Annotated in this window: 16 protein-coding genes; 8 read left to right on the top strand and 8 right to left on the bottom strand. The window is 73.3% G+C overall.

Translation table 11 applies throughout. The features are described from left to right. Positions 1-55 precede the first annotated feature (55 nt). Complete coding sequence (locus OG871_RS17660; protein ID WP_371497771.1) at positions 56-505, bottom strand: hypothetical protein; 450 nt, start codon at positions 503-505, stop codon at positions 56-58. 59 nt (positions 506-564) lie between these two features. Further along, the gene (locus OG871_RS17655; RefSeq protein ID WP_371497770.1) at positions 565-1017 is read right to left on the bottom strand and encodes a protein phosphatase; all 453 of its coding nucleotides are present in this window, start codon (positions 1015-1017) and stop codon (positions 565-567) included. A gap of 111 nt (positions 1018-1128) precedes the next feature. Between OG871_RS17655 and OG871_RS17650 the strand changes: the two genes are divergently transcribed. Further along, complete coding sequence (locus OG871_RS17650; protein WP_371497769.1) at positions 1129-1302, top strand: hypothetical protein; 174 nt, start codon at positions 1129-1131, stop codon at positions 1300-1302. Here OG871_RS17650 and OG871_RS17645 read toward each other — a convergent pair. After that, complete coding sequence (locus tag OG871_RS17645) at positions 1260-1625, bottom strand: PH domain-containing protein (RefSeq protein WP_371497768.1); 366 nt, start codon at positions 1623-1625, stop codon at positions 1260-1262. The genes OG871_RS17650 and OG871_RS17645 overlap by 43 nt on opposite strands. Positions 1626-1719: 94 nt before the next feature. Between OG871_RS17645 and OG871_RS17640 the strand changes: the two genes are divergently transcribed. Next, entirely contained in the window at positions 1720-2226 is a 507-nt protein-coding gene (locus tag OG871_RS17640) for a DinB family protein (protein WP_371497767.1), read from the top strand. Between the two features lie 116 nt (positions 2227-2342). Here the strand turns inward: OG871_RS17640 and OG871_RS17635 are convergent, their stop codons facing one another. Together OG871_RS17635 and OG871_RS17630 are read right to left on the bottom strand one after the other, a co-directional pair. Next, on the bottom strand, positions 2343-3848 hold the full coding sequence (locus tag OG871_RS17635) for a SufS family cysteine desulfurase (protein ID WP_371497766.1): 1506 nt from the start codon (positions 3846-3848) through the stop codon (positions 2343-2345). After that, positions 3835-5244 carry a family 2B encapsulin nanocompartment shell protein gene (locus tag OG871_RS17630; protein ID WP_371497765.1) on the bottom strand — a complete coding sequence of 470 codons (1410 nt, stop codon included), beginning with the start codon at positions 5242-5244 and terminating at the stop codon, positions 3835-3837. Before OG871_RS17630 ends, OG871_RS17635 begins: the two co-directional genes overlap by 14 nt. 224 nt (positions 5245-5468) lie before the next feature. On the opposite strand from OG871_RS17630, the gene OG871_RS17625 reads away from it, so the two are divergent. Continuing rightward, positions 5469-5612 carry a hypothetical protein gene (locus tag OG871_RS17625; protein ID WP_371497764.1) on the top strand — a complete coding sequence of 48 codons (144 nt, stop codon included), beginning with the start codon at positions 5469-5471 and terminating at the stop codon, positions 5610-5612. 51 nt (positions 5613-5663) lie between these two features. Here OG871_RS17625 and OG871_RS17620 read toward each other — a convergent pair whose 3' ends face one another. Next, on the bottom strand, positions 5664-6224 hold the full coding sequence (locus OG871_RS17620) for an SUKH-4 family immunity protein (protein WP_371503343.1): 561 nt from the start codon (positions 6222-6224) through the stop codon (positions 5664-5666). A 196-nt stretch (positions 6225-6420) separates the two neighbouring features. On the opposite strand from OG871_RS17620, the gene OG871_RS17615 reads away from it, so the two are divergent. The 3 genes from OG871_RS17615 (at position 6421) to OG871_RS17605 (ending at position 12445) form a co-directional block, all read left to right on the top strand. Beyond that, positions 6421-8379: an SUKH-4 family immunity protein gene (locus OG871_RS17615; RefSeq protein ID WP_371497763.1), complete on the top strand. Its 1959-nt coding sequence runs from the start codon at positions 6421-6423 to the stop codon at positions 8377-8379. Between the two features lie 1483 nt (positions 8380-9862). After that, positions 9863-10594, top strand: a complete 732-nt coding sequence (locus tag OG871_RS17610) for an SUKH-4 family immunity protein (RefSeq protein ID WP_371503342.1) — start codon at positions 9863-9865, stop codon at positions 10592-10594. A 54-nt stretch (positions 10595-10648) separates the two neighbouring features. Beyond that, positions 10649-12445: an ATP-binding protein gene (locus tag OG871_RS17605; RefSeq protein WP_371497762.1), complete on the top strand. Its 1797-nt coding sequence runs from the start codon at positions 10649-10651 to the stop codon at positions 12443-12445. Positions 12446-12447: 2 nt separating this feature from the next. Here the strand turns inward: OG871_RS17605 and OG871_RS17600 are convergent, their stop codons facing one another. Continuing rightward, a complete protein-coding gene (locus tag OG871_RS17600) occupies positions 12448-12651 on the bottom strand; it encodes a DUF397 domain-containing protein (protein WP_371497761.1) in 204 nt (67 codons plus the stop codon). Continuing rightward, positions 12641-13135, bottom strand: a complete 495-nt coding sequence (locus tag OG871_RS17595) for a DUF5753 domain-containing protein (protein WP_371497760.1) — start codon at positions 13133-13135, stop codon at positions 12641-12643. The genes OG871_RS17600 and OG871_RS17595 overlap by 11 nt, the downstream gene beginning before the upstream one ends. A 124-nt stretch (positions 13136-13259) precedes the next feature. Here OG871_RS17595 and proC point away from each other — a divergent pair, with 124 nt between their 5' ends. Together proC and OG871_RS17585 are read left to right on the top strand one after the other, a co-directional pair. Next, positions 13260-14084 carry a pyrroline-5-carboxylate reductase gene (gene proC, locus OG871_RS17590; protein ID WP_371497759.1) on the top strand — a complete coding sequence of 275 codons (825 nt, stop codon included), beginning with the start codon at positions 13260-13262 and terminating at the stop codon, positions 14082-14084. A 10-nt stretch (positions 14085-14094) separates the two neighbouring features. Then, positions 14095-14748, top strand: coding sequence for an HAD family hydrolase (locus OG871_RS17585; protein ID WP_371497758.1), 654 nt, complete (start codon positions 14095-14097; stop codon positions 14746-14748). The last annotated feature ends 86 nt before the right edge of the window (positions 14749-14834 follow it).

Here is a 14834-nt window from a genome sequence, read left to right as displayed (position 1 = left end):
GATCGTTCGGTGCCGGTTTCCTCCGTTTCGCCCACCCCGACCGCCTCGGCCGGTGTCAGCCCCGCTTGCGGGCCTGCTTCACCGACCCGACCACGCCAGCCACCAGCAACAGCATCCCGGCCGGCAGCAGCGAGGTGAACAGCGCCCCGAACAGGCCCGCACTGCCCAGCAGCATCAGTGCCAGCGTGTTCAGCACCAGCAGCGCGCCCGCCGCCGGCAGCGTCGACCGCCACGGGTGCTCGTCCGCCCAGCGGCGCAGCCGCCGGTCGCCGGTGTCCCGCCGCAGCTTGCCGCCGACGGTGCCGACCAGAAAGAAGAAGAACAGGCCCAGCCCGACCGGACCGGCCAGGATGTCCATCGACCAGCTCCCGGTGATCAGATCCACCGCGAGCGCCCCACCGGCGACCACCACGCCGACGGCCGAGGCCGTCCGCCATGGCCCGAGCGTCGCCGAGGCTACAGCGACCTGGCGGCTCTCCCGCCGCGACAATTCCTCGTGTCCCATAACCCCACGGTGCGCCCGGGACCGCCCGGAAGCCATAGGGGCGGCCCCTGAGTTTCCCCCTACGGGACGCGCCGGCGTCCCTCGTCCGCGAAGCGGAGGACGTACCGCTGCTGCCACGGTGTCTCGACCGCCCGGGCGTCGTAGTGCCGCCGGACGTACGCCACCGCCTCGGCCGGGGGCACCCCGTCGAGGACGGCCAGGCACGCCAGCGCCGTACCCGTCCGGCCGCGGCCGCCGCCGCAGGCCACCTCGACCCGCTCGGCCGCGGCCCGGACCCAGGCCTCGCCGAGGACGGCCCGCGCGGCCGCCCGGTCGGCCGGCAGCCGGAAGTCCGGCCAGCGCAGCCACCGGGCCTCCCAGGGCACGGCCGCCGGCGGCCGGCCGAGCAGGTGGACCGCGAACTCCGGCACCGGGCCCGACGGCACCGGCCGGCGCAGCGCCCGCCCCCGCACCAGCCTCCCAGAGGGCAGCCGCAGGACACCTGCGGCGGTCGGATCCCAGGTCGCGGTCATCCGCCCACGGTAGCCGTCGGCGCGAGCGGCCGCCGTGCGTACCGGCGGGAGGCCCGACACGGCATCAGGTCCCGTGCTCGACCGTGGTGCTGTGGAGGCAGAGTGCCCGAGATGACGACTTCTCTGACCCTGCTGCGCGAGGTGCTCGCCGCCGGTGCCGTCGGGATCAACCTGGAGGACTCGCTCCGCACCGGCCCGGAGCCCCTGCGCACGGCGGCCGGGCGGGCGGCTTCACGGGCGGGCTACACGGCCACGTACTGGGTCAGGACGGCCTGCACCTCGTAGATGTCGACGCCCTTGGTGAAGGTCTTCTGGATCGGCAGCGGGTTGCCGGACACCCAGATCTTCAGCTCGGCGTCGAGGTCGAAGTTGCCGGCCGTCTCGACGGCGAAGTGCGTGATGCTCTTGTACGGGATCGAGTGGTACTCGGTCTTCTTGCCGGTTATGCCCTGCTTGTCGATCAGGATCAGCCGGCGGTCGGTGAACATGAACGTGTCGCGGATCAGCTGGTACGCCGCGTGCACCTGCTCGCCGTTCCCGAACAGCTTGGCGAACTCCTTCTGAGCCGCCGCCGGGTCCACCTTGTGCGCGTTGCCGAAGAGCGCCACGTCTCGTCCTCTCGTCGTGCTCCCGACCCCGGAGGCCGGGAAGCGAAGATCGAGAGTCTGTCACGGGCCCTGCCCCGCTTGGCATGATGGCCCGATGCAGGATCACGAACGCACCCCGCCCCCACTGACCGCCGACGAGCGCGCCACGCTCACCGGCCTGCTCCAGTTCCAGCGCGACACCCTGGCCATGAAGTGCGCCGGGCTGACCGCCGATCAGCTCAGGGAGCAGGCCGTCGCGCCGTCGACGCTGTCGCTGCTGGGCCTGGTCCGGCACCTCGCCACGGTCGAGCGGGGCTGGTTCCGCAACGTGATCGCCGCCGAACGGGCCGCGCTGCTCTGGCCGGGAGCGGCCGCCGGCGAGTCCGCCGAGTGGGAGGTCGGATCGGCCGACCCCGACGAGGCCTTCCGCGTCTGGAACGAGGAGTGCGAGCACTCCCGGGCGATCGTGGACGCGGCCGAGAGCCTCGACCTCACCGGCCGTCACGGCGACGAGGCCTTCTCCCTGCGCTACGTCCTCGGCCACATGGTCGAGGAGTACGCGCGCCACAACGGCCACGCGGACCTGCTGCGGGAGCGCCTCGACGGCGTCACGGGGGAGTAGCGGCCGGTCGCTCGCGGTGCCCCGGCCCCGCCCGGCGCACGAGGCACCGCGCGGAGCCGGGACCGGGACCGCCACGATCAACCGCCGTGATCAACCGCCGTGATCAACCGCCTCGACTACCCGGCGGTCGGCGCCGACCGGGCCTGGACGTCCTGGAGCGCGGCCACCAGGGTGTTCACGTCCTCGACGGTGTTGTACAGGGCGAGTGAGGCCCGCACCGCCGCCTGCAGCCCGAACGCGGCGAGCGCCGGCTGTGCGCAGTGGTGGCCGGCGCGTACGGCGATGCCCTGCTGGTCGAGGGCCCCGGCGAGGGCCATCGGGTCCGCTCCGGCGAGCAGGAAGGTCAGCACTCCGATCTTCCCCGGGGCGGTGCCGATCAGCCGCAGTCCGGGGACGGTGGCCAGCATGCCCATCGCGTACGCGGTGAGCTGTTCCTCGTAGGCGGTGGCGGCCTCGCGGTCCAGCGCCGCGAGGTACTGCAGGGCGGCCCGCAGCCCGGCCACGCCCGCGATGTGGCCGGTGCCGGCTTCGAGCCGGTGCGGGATCGGGGCGTACGTGGTCTCCTCGAACCCGACCGAGTCGATCATGTTGCCGCCGCCCTGCCACGGGGGCATGGCCTCCAGCAGCTCGCGTTTGCCGAAGAGCACGCCGATACCGGTCGGGGCGAAGATCTTGTGCCCCGAGAAGGCGTAGAAGTCGGCGTCCAGCGCGGTGACGTCGACCGGGAAGTGGCTCACCGCCTGCGCGCCGTCCACCATGACCTTCGCGCCGTACCGGTGGGCGAGCGCCGTCATCTCGGCCACCGGCGGGACGGTGCCCAGCACGTTGGAGGCATGGGTCAGCGCGACCATCCTGGTCCGGGAGCCGAGCAGGTCCCGGTAGGCGTCCTGGTCCAGCTGGCCGTCGGGGAGCAGCGGGATCGGACGGATCCTCGCCCGGCGCTCGGCGGCGATCAGCTGCCAGGGCACCAGGTTGGAGTGGTGCTCGGCCGCCGAGACCAGGATCTCGTCGCCGACCCCCAGGTTGGACCGGCCCCAGCTCTGCGCCACCAGGTTGACGGCCTCGGTGGTGCCCCGGACGAAGACGATCTCGCCCTGGTCCGGGGTGCCGAGCAGCTCGGCGGCGGCCTGCCGCCCCTCCTCGTAGACCTGGGTGGCCTGCTTGGCCAGGGTGTGCGCGCCGCGGTGGACGTTGGAGCTGCCCATCGCGTAGTGCTCGCCGACGGCCTCGACCACCTGGCGGGGCTTGAGGGTGGTGGCCCCGTTGTCGAGCCAGACCAGCGGGCGGCCGTTCACCTCCCGGTGCAGCTGCGGGAAGTCCCGCCGGACGGCCTCGACGTCGAAACCGCTCGGCGGCGAGGTCGGCGGGGCCGTCGGGGCAGTCGGAGCAGTCGGCGGCGTGACGGCGGGAGGTGCGGTGGCAGGGGACACGGCCGCGGGGGCCACGGCGGCGGTCGCCTGGTCCGGCTGCTCGGGCAGCCAGTACCGGGGGCCGCCCGCCAGGTGGGCCAGCGCGGCCGGCAGCGGGAGCGTCTCCGGCATCGGGAGCGCGCCCGACTGCGGGAAACCCCAGGGCGGTTGGGCGGTCGCGGCGTCGGCGCCGAAGCCGTCAGGAGTAGTCATAGTAGTTCGACACCTCGACGTTCTGGAGCACCGCGACGGCGTCGTCCACCAGCGCGGCGGTCGAGAAGTAGCTGGTCACCAGGTACGAGGTGATGGCGCGGCGGTCGACGCCCATCGGCCGCACGGACAGCCCCGGCTCCACCTCGTCCGGGACGCTCGACGGCCGCAGGCCCACCACGCCCTGCTCGGCCTCGCCGACCCGCATCAGGAGGATGTTGGTGGTGCCGGGCGCCGAGTTGCTGGAGCCCTTGAGGTCCAGCTTGTCGGAGGGCAGCAGCGGCACCCCGCGCCAGGTCAGGAACGGGCTGCCGAAGAGCTCCACGATCTGCGGCGGCACCCCGCGCCGGGTGCACTCGCGCCCGAACGCGGCGATCGCCCGGGGGTGGGCCAGGAAGAACGCGGGCTGCTTCCAGACCCGGGTGAGCAGCTCGTCCATGTCGTCCGGGGTCGGCGAGCCCTTGCGGGTGTGCACCCGCTGGTTGGGCACGACGTTGTTGAGCAGCCCGTACTCGGGGTGGTTGAGCATCTCCCACTCCTGGCGCTCGCGCAGCGCCTCGGTGGTCAGCCGCAGCTGTGCCTGGACCTGGTCGATCGAGGAGTTGTAGATGTCCGAGACCCGGGTGTGCACCTTCAGCACGGTCTGCGCGATGCTCAGCTCGTACTCGCGGGGGGCCTCCTCGTAGTCCACGAAGGTCTGCGGCAGCTCCGGCTCGCCGCTGTGCCCCGAGGTCAGGTCGATCGGGTGCTCGCGGTCGGCCGAGCCCTGGCCGTTGGCGGTGTACGCGTCCAGCCGGGCCCGCAACGCGGGCTCCCGGTCGGCCAGTTCGGCGAGCATCCGGTGGTCGAGGGAGAGCACGGTGCACGGGGTGAGGGCCCGGACCTGGTACGGCGTCGGCTCGCCGCGCACCCAGGCGCCGTCGTCGAAGTAGTCGCCGTCGCCGAGGACGGAGAGCAGGGCGTCCTCGCCGTACTGGCCGGTGGCGCGCTTCTCGGCGCGGCCGAACGTGATGATGTGCAGCCGCCCCGGCGGGGTCTCGGCGCCGGCGATGATCTCACCGGGCTCGACCTCGTGCTGCACGAAGCCGTTGGCGAGGGTGCTCAGCATCGAGCTGTCCAGCTCGCGGAGGAGGACGATCTCGCGCAGGTCCTCGGCGACCACCCGGGCCCCGCCGCTGCCGTCGGTGTACGTGCCGATCAGCCCGTCGCCGAGGATGAAGCCCCGGCGGCGGTTGACCCGGTAGACGCCGGCCTCCAGATCCACCCAGGGCAGCACCCGCAGCAGGTAGCGCGGGGTGATGCCGAGCATCTGCGGCGCGGTCTTGGTGGTGGTGGCCAGGTTCCTTGCGGCGGAGGTGCTGAGGCTCCGCTGGTTCTGCGGAACGGTCTCGGTGGTCATGGCGCGTCCTTGTCCGTGAGTCAGGGATATCTGATGACACGTCAGATTGCTTGCCGCGAACGTGAGATGTGGTCTCTGTCCGGGCTTCACGGAGATTGTTGCGGGACGATTGCGCCGCTGCGTGCGTGTTCGATCGCACCCGATTGGTTCTGGTACGCAGCAGTGGGCGTGCACTCTGTCAAACTCACTCGAAGGAGTGAACTTGGGCCATAAGGAGCGGTGAGATGTTCGAAAGCACCGCTTGGAAGTGGGTCGTCGGCGGACCGTTCGCCGAGGCCCGGCGGCAGTGCCGGCGCCGCGCCGTCACCGGACGGACGGGGGCGTACGGACGGGGGCGGACGGGCGGGGACGTGGACGGGCGGGCGTGATCTCCTCGACCGCGCCCGCCCGCCCGGGACCCGACCAGCGGGTCGGAACCGTCAGAACAGGCCGTGCCACATCTGGTCGACGATGACGTTCCACCAGGTGGAGTCCTTGTGGAAGGCGTCGGGGTCGATCTCGGCGAGGCCGCTCTGCAGCGCCGTCACGGCGGCGCCGGCGGCCAGGGGGTCCATGCCCGGCATGGCGGCGCGGCTGGTGACGAGCAGCTCCAGGCTGAGCAGGAAGGCCGAGACCGAGCTGTTGACGTACCGTCCGCTGCCGGTGCGCGGGTGGACGGCCCACACCGAGCCGAGGCCGCGTTCGTCGCCGGTGCACTGGACGGCGATCACGCAGAAGCCGTCCGTGCCGATCCTGGTCCAGCCCGCGAGCACGTCGAGGACCGGCTCCTCGATCCCGCTGCCCGCGGCGCGCAGATGGGTGCGCAGGTCGGCGAGGACTCCGCCGGCCGGCGGGGCGTCGGGGCGGTCGGCGGAGAAGAACAGCGGGAGGTCCGCGGGGAGGCCGGCCCAGGTGAGGGTGGACCGGGCGGCATCCGGGAGCGCGCAGGCGGCCAGGTCGTCGGCATCGTGGCGGATCAGCTCGCCGAGGGTCTGCGGCAGCCGGCGGCGACGGCGGCCAGCCGCCCCAGAAGAGGGGCAAGCGCAAGGTCCAGAACGTGCTGGGCGGCGACTTCCGGTGGCACCTGAAGAGAACCGCCTCGCTGTGGATGGACGTCAGCATCGACCGGCAGCAGCACGCTGCGCCGAGAGGTCCCGGGGAGACGAGGTGACGGAGTCGGCGGCATACAGTGAGGCCATGGCCGACCAAGACGTGAGGGACGACCCTGTGATCCTCGACTGCACCGGGCTCAGCCTGGAGGCGGTGTTCGCCACGGCGCTCCGACGGGTCCGCGACGGCGGGGCGGTCAGCGAGGGTGTCGTGCTGGAGGCGGTCGAGTCGGCCGGGCCGTTGATCAGCTCTGACGAGCAGGCCAGGATCGTCGAGTGGGTGCGGTACGACGGCGAGGACGCGTTGGGCGTACCCGTGACGATCCGTCGGGCAGCCGAGCCGCAGCCGGTCGATGTCGATGCCGACGGGGGCGACGCCGTGCTGCTGGCGGCCGCCGGCGCGTTGGAGCTCCGGTGTTCGCCGGTGGTGGTCTGGACGGCGGTCGCACAGGCGCTGACGGGAGTCGGCCCCGATGGCCCGGTGGACCGGCTGTCGGCGCGGCAGTCGGTTCTGGTGCGGGACGGCGACCGGGTCGGCTTCGTCGACGAGCACACCCACCGGGAGGTGCGGCGCCGGTTTCCGCTGTCGCTGGAGCAGCACCGGACGGTGCACGGTGCGCTGTTGTCGTTGCGGGGCCGGGAGGTGCCCGGCGTCGCCGACTACCTGCACTCGGCGTGGCCGGTCCACGCTGCACTCGCGGGAGAGCTGGAGTCGTGCCTGGAGGATCCGGACTTCCTGGTGGAGTGCGGATGGTACGGCGTGGGGCTGGCCCTGACCCTTGCGTATCCCGACGGCGTGCCGCTGGGTGGTGTCGCGGGAGACCTGCACTGCCTGCTGACCCAGGCGTTGGCTGCGCCGGCTAGCCACGAGGAGTGGCTGAGCTGGGTGCACCACTCGCTCGTCGCCCGAGGGCTTGCGGACACGGCGGACGCGGTTGCGTCCCGCGTGCGGCTGCCGTGGCGGACGGTGTGGTCACACTGGCGGTGGCCCGGCGCGGCAGCACCGGCCGCGGCCGGTGCGGCCGGCGTCGGCGGGGAGCTGTACCTTGTGCAGGGGCCGGAGGGCCTGGCGGTCGCCGGCCGCTGCGACGACATCGACCCGGACCGCCCGACGGAGCAGGTCCTGGACTTCACAACGGGTGAACTGCTGGTCGGCGAAGGGCCGGTGCGGCACGAGGTTCTCCCGTTCGACGGCGGCACCTCGGTGGGCCGCCGCGCCACACACAAGGGCGGAACCTGGCAGTCCGCGAACGGTCCCGACGGCCGGGTGACCGGCCTGCCGTGGACCGTCGACGCCGTGCAGCACGCCGTGCAGTGCACGCCGGCGGGTCCCGGAGGAACGTTGTGGGCGTACTCCGGGTGGTGCGGGATGTACGCCGCACTGGTGGACGAGGAGGCGGTGGCCGCGCTGCCCGAGGTGCCGCACGGCCGTCCGTTCTTCCAGATCACGGTGGACGCCCGCTGGTCCCGGCCCGCGCGGGTGCCGCTGTCCGGCGAGGTGGACCGTGAACTGATCGAACAGGACTGGGCGTTCGGCCCTGAGAGCTGCCGGGCACTGGCCCCGGATGCGGTGCCGGCCGGGATCGTGGACGGGCCGGCTCGGCACGTCCTGACGGAGATCGGGTGGCCGGTCGGCCGGACGATCGTCGGCTTCCGCCCGTACGACCTGACCGAGGGCGGTCTCAGCCCGGTAGAGGACCAACCCGGCCTGTACGCAGGGCTGGGCACGCTCGGCGGCCGGCCGCTACTGCTCGACGGCGCCTCGGGCAAGGTGATCCTCGGGAGGCGGAGCCCGTCGTGCGGGCCGCCCGTCCTGGTGGCGAGCAGCCCCGCCCGGCTGCTGCTGCTGGTCCTGCTGCAACACACGGTGCTCTCGGTTCCCATGATCCTCGATGAGGGGAACGCGGAGAACCTTGAGGAGGACGCCGTGGCCTGGGTGCGGGAGCTCGATGCCGAGTCCGCTGAAGCAGAGTTCTGGCCGAGCCGGTACAGCGGACTGTACGAGCAATGGTCCGACTATCCGGACACCGACTTCTGGATCTACTGACCGGCCAGCACCGAGCACACCGGGTGCCGAACCCTGCCCACCATCTCCTTGGAGTTCGAGAAGTGACCGACCGGATCCCCCACCGGCCCCCCCGCACATCGGTGGATGCGGACGCGCCCGGACGCGGTGGCCGGTCAGAAGGCCGACGCCCGCTGGTACATGCGGAACATCGAGGTGCTCTGGATGCGGATGGGAATCCGCGCCGTCGGCCAGGCCGATACCTAGGATGACGACGTGACCAGCGACGAACTGCACCCGGGTGAGCCCTCGATCGTCGTCGACTGCGCGGGCCTGAGCCTGGAGGCGGTGATCGGAGCGGCCGTCCGGGCGGCCGCCACGGCGGCACCCGGACGCGCACCGCTGCTGCTGGACCGGGTCGACCTGGCGGGGCCGCTCGCCAGCTCCACCGACCACGGGCGGATCACGGCGTGGGCGAGTCGCGCCGCCGCCGGGGTGGTCGGCCGGCCGGTGCTGACCCGCACGGCCGCAGCCGCCACCGGCCGGCCCGCCGGCGACCCGCCGGGTGGCCCGGAGCTCCCCGGCCCCCGTGAGGTGCTGTTTCTCGCCGCGGCCGGAGCGCTGGAGCCGGAGCGCTCACCGCTGGAGGTGTGGCGCGCCTTCGCGCAGGCCCTGACGGCGGCGCCGGTGACGGCGGCGGAGTTGACGCGGTTCGCCGGAGCCCGGCCGGACCTCCTGCTCGACGCCGAAGGCCTGGGCTTCGCGAGCCGCGCGGCCCGGCGGGAGGTCAGGGAGCGGTTTCCGCTGACGGCGGGCCAGCAGGTCGCGGTGCACCGGGCGCTGCTGGGGCTGGGAGCGGAGGGCGCGGTGGCGGCCTACCGCCGGGCGGCACGGCCCGTGCACGCCGCCCTCGCGGGCGAGTTGGAGCAGTGGATCGAGGAACCCGGTTTCCTGGTGGAGTCGGACTGGTACGGGCTCGGCGTCGGGCTGGCCCTGGCCTGTCCGGACGGGGTCCCGCTGGGCGGGACGGCCGGCGATCTCCACTGCCTGCTGATGCAGGGCGTGGCAGCGCCGGCCGGCCGGGAGGAGTGGCTGAGCTGGGTGCACCACTCCCTCGTCGGCCGGGGTCTGACGTCGGCGGCGGACGAGGTGGCCGCCCGGGTCCGCCTGCCCTGGCGGACGGTGTGGTCGCGCTGGCAGTGGCCGAGCGGTCTCGCGCCCAGGGCCGCCGAAGAGCTGCTCGGCGAGGACCTGCGTGCCGTGAGGTGGCAGGACACTCTCGCGGTCGCCACCCGCCGGGAGGACGAGGACGACTACGACGTCCTGATCGAGCAGGTCTGGGACGTCGACACGGGCGAACTGCTCAGCGGCGACAGCACGTCGCTCCAGGACGAGGTGTCCGTGACGGCCGACGACTGGACCGGACGGACGGCCAGGCACGTCCAGGGGGCCTGGAGCACCAGCGCGCTGAGCCGCGAGAGCCGGCCCGTGCCCGAACTGCCCTGGGCGGTCGAGGCCGTGGAACGTGCCGTGCAGTGCACGCCGTCGGGCGGCCCGGACGGCACGCTCTGGGTGTTCCACGGCACCTGCGGTCTGTTCGCCGCCGTGGTGGACGACCGCGCGGTGGCGGCGCTGCCGCAGGTGCCGCGCGGGTGGGTCGGCCACGGCGTCACCCCGAAGGCCGAGTGGCCGCCGCCGGCCCTGTCGCTCACCGGCGAGGCCACCCGGGAGGAACTCGAGCAGGACTGGGCGTTCGGCGCCGGGGCGTGCCGTCCGCAGGCTCCCGGGCGTCTTCCCGGCGAGGTGCGGGACCCCGGCCACCCGGGCGTTCCTGGAACAGGTCGGGTGGCCGGTGGCGGAGGACCTCCGGGGGCTCTCGACGGCCGATCTGTCGGTGGAGGGGCTCTCCCCGGCGCCGGGTGGACCAGGTCTGCTGGAAGGCCTCGGCGAGCTCTGGGGCGTGCCGATCCTGCTCGACGGGCGCACCGGTGAGGTCCGGTACGGCGATCCGGGTCCGGACGGCGGGGCCGGCCCGGTGGTGGCGGGCAGCCTGGCGCAGTTCCTGCGGATCGTGCTGCTGCACCACGCCGCGCTGTCCGCGCCGGTGCTGCTCGGGCCGTACGACGCGGATGACCTGGAGAACGACGTCGAACGCTGGCTCACGGCCGTCGACCGGCCGGCCGTCGAGAGCGGCTTCTGGGAACACCGCTTCTTCGTCCCGTCGCTGATCGAGGCCCGGGAGGGCTGGGACGAGTAGCGCCCGTTCCCACGATCCAGCAGCCGACCGTCCAGCGCAAAGGAGCCTTGAGAGATGACATCCCAGCCAGCCCATCAGCCGCACCCCTACCTGGGCGGTCGGACCGACGTCCTCAGGGCCCTGGCCGCATGGCGCTCGGGAGCGGCGGACGCCCCTGGAACAGTGCTCCTGACCGGTCGTCCGGGCAGCGGCCGATCCCATCTGCTCACCGGGTTCCTGATGCTGTGCGACCCGGAGCACCGCGCCCGGATCGATCTCACCGTGCTCGACCCGGCCACCGTGCCGCCCGCCGAGCTGCCGCCCCCACCGGTGTTCGGTGCCGCCGGCCTGACGGCGGCCCAGCTGCTGTGGCTGGTGGCCGACGAGCTGGGGCTGGGGGCCACCCGGTCGCAGGACGTCTACACGCTGCTGGCGCATCCGCAGGAGCAGCCCGTGCCGGTCGTGGTGGCCGATGTGGACCGGGCCGGCGTGCTGCGCTCCCTCGACGAGCGGGCACGGGTGGCGGCGGAGGTGCTGCTGCCGCTCGCCCAGGCACCCGGCATACGGCTGCTGGCCGACGTACCGCAGGAACAGGCCCGGTGGCTGGCCGAGCGGCTGTCCCCCGGCGACGTGCTGATCCTGGACCTCGACCAGGAGCCCTGGGCCGACCCGGCCGCGTTGCTGCTCCAGGCCCGGGCCACCGTCGAGAATCCGGGTCTGGCCGCCGAGACGGCCCGGCGCGCGGACGGCCCGCTGGTGGTGCAGCTCGTCGCCCGGTCGCTGCTGGCCGTACCGGAGGGCGTGTGGGAGCCGGCGCCGACGACCGTCGGCGAGATCCTCGACCTGCACGCCGAACGCTGCGGGGCGGACGAGCTGACGCTGCGCAGGCTCCTGGCGCCGCTCGCCCTCGCGGGGGAGGGCGCCGAGCTGCCGTTCTCCCTCTGGGAACCGCTCGCCTCGGCGATCGCGGGGCGGGACCTGTCCCGGACGTTCGCCCGGGCGCAACACCTGCTGACCCCGTTCTTCGACGTGGTCGAACCGGGCGGGAGCGGTGAGGAACCGGCCGTACGGCTCGCACATCCGGCGATCGCCGACGAGTTGCGCGAACGGTTCGGCGGCGCCGTCCGCGAGACGCAGCGTCGCATCGCCACCGCCCTGACGGCCGGCCTTCCGGCCGCCCCGGACCGCTGGGCGGCCGCCTCCCCGTACACGCGCGCCCAGCTGGTCGGGCACGCGCTGGAGGGCGGGCTGCTCCCGGAGCTGCTGGCGGAGCCGGGCTTCCTGCTGCACGCCGGGCAGGTGCCCCTGCGGGCGGCCGTCGAACACCTGGCCGCCACCGGCACCGACCTGCCGGCACTCGCCCGGACCTGGCTGCGCCTCGCGCCCCTGTTCACCCGCACCGAGGCCGACCCGGTGCTGCGGGCCGCCCTGCTGGAGCACGCCTGCCACCAGGATGCTCTGCCCGCACCAGAGTTCGGCATCGACCTGCCGTGGCAAACGCTCTGGGCGCACCCGCTGCCCGGAGTCGGTTCGGTCGCGGCCGCCGTCGCTCCGGACGGCACCCCGGCACTGGTCGCCCGGATCCAGGAGGAGGATCCACGGCTCGTCGCGTACGACGCCCGCACCGGTGCGCTGCTGGAGGCGGAGGCCGCCGAGTTCCTCCGCCCGTCGCAGGAGCAGCGTGCGGCCTGCCCGCTGCGGCTGAGTGTCGGCGGCGACTACGTGCGGATCTGGGAGGCGGACGGCCGCCAGGCCGCCGTGTTCGTCTCACCCGGGCCGCTCGGCGGCGCCGACACCACCCCGGACGGCCTGGTGCTGCTCGCCGACTCCCACGGCGTCAGCGCCCTGCGGCCGACCGTGACGGCAGCCTGAGGTCAGACGCCGCCGAACTCGCCCCGGGCGGCGGCGGTGACGAAGGCCTGCCAGGCGGCGGGGGCGAAGGCGAGGCGCGGGCCGTCGGGGTCCTTGGAGTCGCGGACGGTACCGGGCGCGGCGTCGTCCACCTCGACGCACTCGCCGCCGTCGGCGTTGCTGTAGCTGCTCCTCCGCCACTCGGCGGGTCGCTCGTCAGGTCGCATGACCGAAGCCCTCCATTGCCGCGTTCATCATCGCCGCAGAGTCTCGGGGCGACAGGGCCTGCGCCCTGAGGAGATCGTAGAGCGCCCGGCGCTTGCTGACGTCCTCCTGAGCCTCGATCAGGGAACCGGATCTGCTGCCCTCCTCATAGGCCACAACGGATTGGCCCGGGAGGGTCAGCAGCGTCAGCGACCCTCCCATCTCGGAGTGCTCCTGGGCCGCATACGGCAGCACCTGAATCGTCACGTGCGGGACCTTGCCGACAGTCAGCAGCACGTTGAGCTGCTCCCGCATGGCACGCGCCCCGCCGACCGGCCGCCGTAGCGCGGATTCGTCCAGGATGAACCAGAAGCGTGGCGGATTGGGACCGTGGAGGCGGTCCTGGCGTCGCAGCCGAGCCGCAACCCTGTGCGCGATCTCGTCCTCCGTCGCGAAGGGATCCCCCGCGCGCAGGACCGCCTCGGCGATCGTCGGCGTCTGGAGCAAGCGAGCCGCACCGCACCGAGCCGCCGCCGGGCGGCTGACGCTGCCCGCACCGTGGACGGGTCCCGCAGGGCCGCCCGGGCCGGTGCGAGGATGGGTCGCAGCACCGTACGAAGGAGCAGCGGCCATGACCAGCAGTGCGACCGGACAGAAGATCGCCTTCCTCGGCACCGGCAAGATCGGAGAGGCTCTGCTCTCCGGCCTGCTGCGGGCCGGCAAGGATCCGGCGGACGTCCTGGTGACCGCCCGCCGCCCGGAGCGCGCGGAGGAGCTGGCCTCGGACTACGGCGTCACCGCCGTCTCCAACGCGGACGCCGCCAAGCTGGCCGACACCCTGATCCTGGCCGTGAAGCCGCAGGACATGGGGGTGCTGCTGCACGAGCTGGCCCCGCACGTCGCCACCGACCGGCTGGTCGTCTCGGCCGCCGCCGGTATCCCGACGACCTGGTTCGAGGACCGGCTGGCCGCCGGTACGCCGGTGGTCCGGGTGATGCCCAACACGCCCGTTCTGGTGGACGAGGGGATGAGCGTGATCTCCGGCGGCTCGCACGCCACCGAGGCGCACCTGGTCCGCACCGAGGAGATCTTCCGCTCGGTCGGCAAGGCGCTGCGCGTGCCGGAGTCCCAGCAGGACGCGGCGACCGCGCTCTCCGGCTCCGGGCCGGCCTACTTCTACTTCCTGGTCGAGGCGATGATCGACGCCGGCATCCTGCTGGGCCTGCCCCGGACGGTGGCGCACGACCTGATCGTGCAGTCCGCGATCGGCGCCTCGATCATGCTGCGGGACTCCGGCGAGCACCCGGTGAAGCTGCGCGAGGCCGTCACCTCCCCGGCGGGTACCACCATCGCCGCCATCCGCGAGCTGGAGAACCACGGGGTGAGGGCCGCCATGCTCGGTGCGCTGGAGGCCGCGCGGGACCGCTCCCGCGAGCTGGCCGGCGGCGGCAAGTAGGGTCGACCGGGTGAGTTACGACCTGGTGATCTTCGACAACGACGGCGTCCTGGTGGACAGCGAGCCGATCTCCAACCGGGTGCTGGCCGAGTTCCTGACCGAACTCGGCTTTCCCACCACGGTCGAGGACTCGTATCGGGACTACATGGGCTGCGCCGCGCACAAGGTGCACGACGTGATCGGCGAGCGCCACGGCGCCTCCCTGCCCGAGGGCTTCGACGACCTGTTCCACGCCCGGGTGTTCGCCGCGTTCGCCGAGGAGCTGGCCCCGGTCCGTGGTGCCGAGCGGCTGCTGAAGTCCCTTCAGCAGCGCGGTGTGCCGTACTGCCTGGCCTCCTCCGCCCACCACTCCTGGATCCGGACCGCGCTCGACCTCACCGGTCTGCGCGGGCTGCACGAGGAGGAGCGGATCTTCAGCGCGCAGGACGTCGGCGTCGGCAAGCCCGCCCCGGACCTCTTCCTGCACGCCGCCCGCACCCTGGGCGTGCCGCCGGACCGCTGCCTGGTGATCGAGGACAGCCCGAACGGCGTGCTCGCCGCCCGCGCGGCCGGTATGGACGTGTACGGCCATGCGGCGCTCACCGACCCCGCCAGGCTCACCGCCGCCGGGGCGACCGGACTGCTCGCCGACCTGGACGAGGTTCTGGACCTCTTGGCCTACTAACCGATCCCTCCGCCCCCCTCCCGCAAAGCCTCCACAGCCCCTACGCTCACGCCAACATCGTCGTACCGGCCGGTAGCGCCGGGGTG

It is taken from the genome of Kitasatospora sp. NBC_00374 (assembly GCF_041434935.1).
GTDB lineage: Bacteria > Actinomycetota > Actinomycetes > Streptomycetales > Streptomycetaceae > Kitasatospora.
Note: the sequence above shows the minus strand (reverse complement) of the source record. Positions and strands in the feature narration are given on the sequence as shown.